Raw genomic sequence first — 1,328 nt, 5'->3', positions numbered from 1 at the left:
CTTTTCTTCGCTCGGTCAGTGGTGCGCGGTGGCAGGGTGGGCAATTGTGGTCACGGCAGCGGGGGCGGTCGTCGATGTGTACTGGCGGCGTCATCAGTCCCGTCTTTCCGAACAACCTTGAGGTCCACGCGGATGAATCGATACAAAGCATCATGGCTATCGGCCGGCGCCTTCGCGTTCGATCTGGTCGCGGTCGCCGGCACCTGGATCGCGGCGTACCTGATCCGCTTCAACGGCGCGGTGCCGCCCGATTTCCAGGCAGGCGCGCTGCACGCGCTTTTCTGGGTCCTTCCCGTCTACGGCATTCTCTTTCGCCTCTTCGGCCTGTATCGCGGTATGTGGGTGTTCGCGAGCCTGCCCGACCTAGTGCGCATTTCGAAATCGGTGGGGGCCGGCGCGCTGATCGTGATGGTCGGCGCGGCGATGGCGCAGCCGACGCCCGTCATTCCGCGCTCTGTGCTGATCGTCGAGCCGTTGCTGCTCTTCCTGGCGATGGGCGGTGCGCGCGCACTCTATCGTGCGACGAAAGAGTTCTACTTGTACGGCGGCCTTGTCGGCCAAGGCAAGCCCGTGATCCTGCTCGGCGCGGGCAACGCTGGCGCGAGCCTCGTGCGTGAACTGGCCCGCTCGAGCGAGTGGCGCCTCGTCGGGCTGCTGGACGACGATCCCGCCAAGCGCGGCCGTGAAATCCTCGGTCACAAGGTGCTCGGCACGATCAGCGAATTGCCGCTCTGGGCCGAACAGTTGAAAACCGACTACGCGATCATCGCGATTCCGTCGGCGACGGTGGACGTGCAACGGCGTGTCGCCACGCTGTGCGTGCGCGCCGGCGTCAAGGCGATGGTGCTGCCGGCCCTCACGCCGCTCACGCAAGGTCAGGCGTTCTTGTCCCGCGTGCGCCAGATCGATCTCGAAGACCTGCTCGGCCGCGAGCCCGTGAAGATCGACATGCCGCACGTCGAGAAGCTGCTGCATGGCCGCGTCGTGATGGTGACGGGCGCGGGCGGTTCGATCGGCTCGGAGTTGTGCCGTCAGATCCTGCGGTTCTCTCCGGCGCAACTCGTCGCCTACGACCTGAGCGAATTCGCGATGTATCGGCTCGTCGAGGAACTGCATGAGAAGTTTCCTGAGCTGTCCGTGATTCCGGCGATCGGCGATGCGAAGGATTCGTTGCTGCTCGACCAGACGATGTCGCGCTTCACGCCGCACATCGTTTTCCACGCAGCGGCCTACAAGCACGTGCCGTTGATGGAAGAGCAGAACGCGTGGCAGGCGGTGCGCAACAACGTGCTCGGCACGCTGCGCGTCGCGCGCGCGGCGATCCGCCA

1 protein-coding gene is annotated in these 1,328 nt (G+C 65.2%); it reads left to right on the top strand.

The features are described from left to right. Positions 1–132 precede the first annotated feature (132 nt). The coding region (locus AWB68_RS45015) for a polysaccharide biosynthesis protein (RefSeq protein WP_143282066.1) at positions 133–1,328 on the top strand (1,196 nt) is incomplete at its 3' end.

This window comes from Caballeronia choica, assembly GCF_001544535.1.
In the GTDB taxonomy this organism is placed as follows: domain Bacteria; phylum Pseudomonadota; class Gammaproteobacteria; order Burkholderiales; family Burkholderiaceae; genus Caballeronia; species Caballeronia choica.
Note: the sequence above shows the minus strand (reverse complement) of the source record. Positions and strands in the feature narration are given on the sequence as shown.